The following is a 5,659-nucleotide window of genomic DNA, read 5'->3' as shown; positions in this document are numbered from 1 at the left end:
GGCCGCGGTGGGGTTCCACCGGGTCAGCACGAGGTCGCGGTCGGCGGCGGTGGTCCACGGCAGCCGGGCGAGCGGGCGGTCCGGGGCCGCGGCGATGCCGTCGAGCAGGGTGCCCAGCCAGCCGGTCAGCCGCTCGATCGTGGCCGCGTCGAAGAGGTCGGTGTTGTAGTTGACGACGCCGTCGAGCCGCCCGGCCGTCTCCTGGAAGTGGACCATCAGGTCGAAGCCCGCGGTGACGACCGGCGGCGCCAGCTCCTCGACGTCCAGCCCGGGCATCGCGGGCCGCGTGTCCGGGGTGTTGTGCAGCACGACCATCGCCTGGCACAGCGGGGTCCGGCTGGTGTCGCGGTCGGGCTGCAGGTCGTCGACGACGCGGTCGAAGGGGACGTCCTGGTGGGCGAACGCGTCGAGCACGGTGTCGCGGACTTCGCCGAGGAACGCGCCGAAGTCCGCGCTCAGGTCCACCGTGGACCGCAGGACGAGGGTGTTGACGAAGAACCCGACCAGGCCCTCCAGCTCGGTGCGCTCGCGGCCGGAGACGACCGTCCCGACGGCGATGTCGCGCTGGCCGGACCAGCGGGCGAACAGCAGCTGGCAGGCGGCGAGCAGGGTCATGAAGAGGGTGCCGCCGTGCTGCCGGGACAGCTCCTGCAGCCGCGCGGTGGTCCCGGCGGGAATCCGGAACTCGTGCAGGGCGCCGTTCTTCGTGCGGACCGCCGGGCGCGGCCGGTCGGTGGGCAGGTCCAGCACCGGGACGCCGTCGAGGCGGTGCCGCCAGTAGCTGAGCTGCTCCCCGAGTCCTTCGATGCGGTCGCGCTGCCAGACCGCGTAGTCCGCGTACTGCACCGGCAACGGCGGCAGTTCCTCGTCGCGGTAGAGCGCGGCCAGCTCGCGCAGCAGCACGCCGGCCGACCAGCCGTCGGTGACGATGTGGTGCAGCACCAGGGTGAGCACGTGGTCGTCCGGGGCGAGCCGGGTCAGCGCGACCCGCAGCAGCGGCCCGGTGTGCAGGTCCACCGGGCCGGTCGCGCCGGCGAGCGCGGACTCCAGATCGCCGTCGGTGACGGGCACGCGGACGGCGTGCGGCGGGTGGACGACCTGGACGCCGTGGCCGTCGACCGTGGCGAACGTGGTGCGCAGGGATTCGTGCCGGGCGACCAGCGCGGTGCACGCGCGGTCGAGCGCGGCGGTGTCCAGCTCGCCGCGCAGGCGCAGGACGGTCGGCGAGACGTACTCGGTGCTGCCCGGTTCGAACTCGTCGAGGAACCAGAGCCGTTGCTGGGCGAAGGAAAGCGGCGCTTCGAGGCGGCCGCCGTTCCGCGGCAGGCGCGGGATCTTCTCCCCGACGGCACCCACGTCGGGCAGCTCGGCGGCCAGCCGGGCCGGGGTCGGGGCGGTGAAGACCAGCCGGGCCGGGACGTCGACGCCGAGCGCGTCCCGCAGCCGGGCGACCACGCGGATGCCACGCAGGGAGTCGCCGCCGAGGTCGAAGAAGTCGTCGTCGGCACCGACGCGGTCGACGCCGAGGACTTCCGCCCAGACGTCGGCCACGAGCCGTTCGCGGTCGTTCCGCGGGGCCACGTACTCGGTGGTGATCGTGAGTTCGGGGTCGGGCAGGGCGCGGCGATCCAGCTTGCCGTGCCGGGTCAGCGGGAGCCGGTCGAGCGCGACGAACGCGGACGGCACGAGGTGGGCGGGCAGCGTCCGGCTCAGCGCGGCACGCAGCCCGTCGGTGTCGCCGACGACGTAGGCCACGAGCCGCCCGCCGCGGGCGTCGACGGCGGCGTCGGATACTCCTGGTTGGGCGCGCAGGGCCGCTTCGACCTCGCTGGGTTCGATGCGGAAGCCGCGGACCTTGACCTGGTCGTCGAGGCGGCCGAGGTGCTCCAGCTGCCCGCCGTCGGTCCAGCGGGCACGGTCGCCAGTGCGGTAGAGCCTGGTGCCGGGCGGGCCGAACGGGTCGGCGGTGAACCGGTCCGCGGTCAGCCCCGGGCGCCCGAGGTAGCCGCGGGCGAGCTGGGCGCCGGCGAGGCAGAGTTCGCCCGGGACGCCGGGCGGGACGAGCCGGAGGCGGTCGTCGAGGACGTACGCGCGGACGTTCCCGAGCGGCCGCCCGATCACCGGCCGCCCGCCGGTCACCTCGGCGCGCGTGGCGTCCACAGTGGACTCCGTGGGGCCGTAGTAGTTGTGCGCCTTGGTGTCCGCGGCGGCGAGTTCGTGCCAGAGGTCGTCGGGCAGGGCTTCGCCGCCGACCATCAGGAACCGCGGCCGGTGCGCGCCGGTGAGCAGGCCGGCCGGGAGCAGCTGGCGCAGGTAGGAGGGGGTGACGTCGAGGAAGTCGACGCGTTCGTCGCGCACGTACCGCGTCAGCGCGGCCGGGTCGAGGCGGGTTTCGTCGTCGACGAGGTGCAGCTCGTGCCCGTCGGCGAGCAGGAGCGGGCCTTCCCAGGAGGTGTCGAAGGACAGCGTCGCGGTCAGGGCGACGCGCAGGGGTTCGCGGCCGAAGACGGTGCGGTGGTCGGCGAGGAGGTTCACGAGTGCCGCGTGCTCGACGACGACGCCCTTGGGGGTGCCGCTCGAGCCGGAGGTGTGGATGACGTAGGCGGCGTCGGAGGGCTGCGGTCCCTCCGGCCGTGTGCCGCCATCGGCCGCGGCGTCGTCCGCCACGACGACGACCGGGTCGGTGTCGGCGAGCAGCACCTGGATCCGCTCGGGTGGCAGGCCGGGGTCGATCGACTGGTGCACCGCACCGGCTTTGAGCACGGCGAACAACGCGATGATGGCGTCGGCGGAGCGCGGCAGCACGACGGCGACGACCCGGTCCGGCCCGGCGCCCCGGGCGGTGAGATCCGCGGCGAGAGCGTCCGTGCGGGCCGCGAGTTCGGCGAAGGTGAGGCGCGTGTCGCCGCAGACGAGCGCGGTCGCGCCGGGGCGGGTGCGGGCTTGGTGGTCGAGGAGGTCGACGATGGTGCCGCCGGGGACGTCACCGGCGGCGCTCCCCCACTCCAGCAGCCGCCGCTCCTCCGCGTCGGTGGTCAGCGGCAGATCCGCGATGGCCTGCGCCGGGTCCGCCGCGACCGCCGTCAGCAGCCGCACGAGGTGGGTGGTGAGCCGGTCGATCGTGGCGGCGTCGAACAGCTCGGTGCGGTACTCGACCAGCCCGGCCAGCTTGCCGCCGGACTCCTCGAACTCCACCGTGAGGTCGAAGTTCGCCGAGTCGCGCCCGACGCCCACCGCCTCCACGGCCAGTCCCGGCAGCGCCATCCCGTCGCCGGTGGCGGTGTGCAGCAGCACCATGACGTCGAACAGCGGGTTGCGGCCGGGATCGCGGCCGGCCTCGACCAGCTCGTCGAACGGCACGTCGTCGTGGGCGAACGCGTCGAGCACGGTCTGCCGCGCCACTGTCAGGTGCTCGGCGAACGGCAGTTCCGGGTCCACAGTGGACCGCAGCACGACGGTGTTGACGAAGAACCCGACGACCCGCTGCAGCTCCGGCCGGTCGCGGCCCTGCACGACCGTTCCCAGCGCGATGTCGTCCTGCCCCGAGTAGCGCGCGAACAGCGCCTGGCACGCGGCCAGCAGCACGGTGAACAGCGTGGTCTCCGATGCCCGCGCCAGCTCGGCGAGGCGCGCGGCAACGTCGTCCGGCACCGTGAACTCGATGACCGCGCCCGCGGTCCCCTTGGTCGGCGGCCGCGGGTGGTCGGTCGGCAGGTCCAGCGGGACGACGCCGTCGAGCTGCCGTTTCCAGTGTGCCAGCCCCGCGGGCCGGGTCGGGCGATCGTGCTGCCAGGCCGCGTAGTCCGCGTACTGCAGAGGTTGCGCGGGCAACTTACCGCCGCTGTAGAGCACGCCCAGGTCCGAGGTGAGCACGCCCATCGACGCGCCGTCGGTGGCGATGTGGTGGACGCTCACGAGCAGCACGTGCTCGGCGGGTCCGAGCCGGGCCAGCAGCGCGCGCAGCAGCGGTCCGCGTCCGAGGTCGAACGGCTTGGCGTACTCCGCGCGCAGCACGGCATCCAGGTCGTCGGCCCCGACGTCGACGACGGGCAGCGCGACCTCGTACGGCGGCTCGATGCGTTGCACGGGCTCGCCATCGGCTTCCGCGAACGTCGTGCGCAGCGGTTCGTGCCGGGCGACCAGCGCGGTGAGCGCGGCCGCGAGGGCGGCGACGTCCAGCTCCCCGGTCAGGCGCAGGGCGAAGGCACTGTTGTACTCGGGGTCATCCGGCCGCAACCGGCTGAGGAACCACAGCCGGCGCTGCGCGGACGACAACGGCAGCGGGCGGGAACGATCGGCGGCCGGGATCTCCGGACCCGCCCCGGCCGTTCCCGCCATCCGCGCGCGCAGCTTCTCCCGCAGGTGGGCGGGCAGTGCCGCGATGCGGTCCTGTCTGGACGAGGTCATGGGGACGTCCTCACGCTTCGTGGTCGGAGGCGAGGCTTTCCAGCTCGCCCAAGATGAGTTCCTCGACGGTCCCGGCGAGCCCCGTGATCGTCCGCGCGGTGAGCACGTCGGCCGGGGTCACGCGGACCGCGAACAGCGCGCTCGCCTTCGCCGCGATGTGCAGGCTCTTCAGCGAATCGCCGCCGAGGGCGAAGAAGCTGTCTTCGGCGCCCACCCGGTCCGTGCCGAGGACCTCGGCCCAGATCGCCGCCAGTGCCCGCTCGGTGTCGGTGGCCGGCTCGACGTGCTCGGCGACCCCGGCAGCGGGTGCGGGCAGGGCTCGCCGGTCGACCTTCCCATTGGCACTCACCGGGAACCGGTCCAGCGCGACGAACGCCGACGGCACCAGGTAGTCCGGCAGCACCCCGGCCAGGAACGCGCGCAACACCGAGGCGTCGGCCTCCGAGACCACGTACGCCACCAGCTGCTTCACCCCCGGCTGGTCCTCGCGGACGACGACCGCCGCCTGCGCCACCTCGGGGTGGCGGGCCAGCACGGCCTCGACCTCGCCGGGCTCGACGCGGAAGCCGCGCAGCTTGACCTGGTCGTCGGCGCGGCCGAGGAACTCCAGCGTCCCCTCCGCGGTCCACCGGACGACGTCGCCCGTGCGGTACATGCGTTCCCCGGGCGGGCCGGCCGGGTCGGCGACGAACCGGTCCGCGGTCAGGCCGGGCCTGCCCCGATAACCACGCGCCAGGCCCGCGCCCGCGAGGTACAGCTCCCCCGGCACGCCCGGCGGGACTGGACGCAGCGAGCGGTCCAGCACCCGGGCGCGCATCCCGGCCAGCGGACGGCCGATCGGGATCCGGTCCGGGACCACCTCGGCCATCGGGTGCGAAGTCGCGAACGTCGTCGTCTCGGTCGGGCCGTAGCCGTCGACGACCCGCAGGCCCGGGCACGCGGCCAGCACTCGCCGCACGGCCGCCGCGGGCACGACGTCGCCGCCCGTCCAGATCTCGCGCAGGCCCGCGAAGCAGTCCGGGGTTTCCTGTGCCAGCACGCGGAACAGGCCCGCGGTCAGCCACATCGCGGTCAGCCCGTGCTCGCGGACCAGCGCCCGCAACGTCACCTCGTCGACGCCGTCACCGGGCGCGGCGACGACCGTGCCGCCGCCCAGCAGCGGCACCCACAGCTCGTACGTCGTCGCGTCGAACGCCAGCGGCGAGTGCAGCAGGACCCGCTCGTGCGCGCCGCCGCGGAACCGCTCGTCCGC

2 protein-coding genes are annotated in these 5,659 nt (G+C 74.4%); both read right to left on the bottom strand.

Annotation, left to right across the window (positions count from 1 at the left end):
• The coding region (locus tag G3I65_RS41125; RefSeq protein ID WP_160700876.1) for a non-ribosomal peptide synthetase at positions 1–4,407 on the bottom strand (4,407 nt) is incomplete at its 3' end.
• A 10-nt stretch (positions 4,408–4,417) separates the two neighbouring features.
• Positions 4,418–5,659, bottom strand: a 1,242-nt coding sequence (locus tag G3I65_RS41120) for a non-ribosomal peptide synthetase (protein ID WP_160700875.1), incomplete at its 5' end; no start/stop codon positions are given.

This window comes from Amycolatopsis sp. SID8362 (assembly GCF_010550475.1).
Classification (GTDB): Bacteria; Actinomycetota; Actinomycetes; order Mycobacteriales; family Pseudonocardiaceae; genus Amycolatopsis; species Amycolatopsis eburnea.
This window is presented reverse-complemented; position numbering and strand designations above follow the sequence as displayed.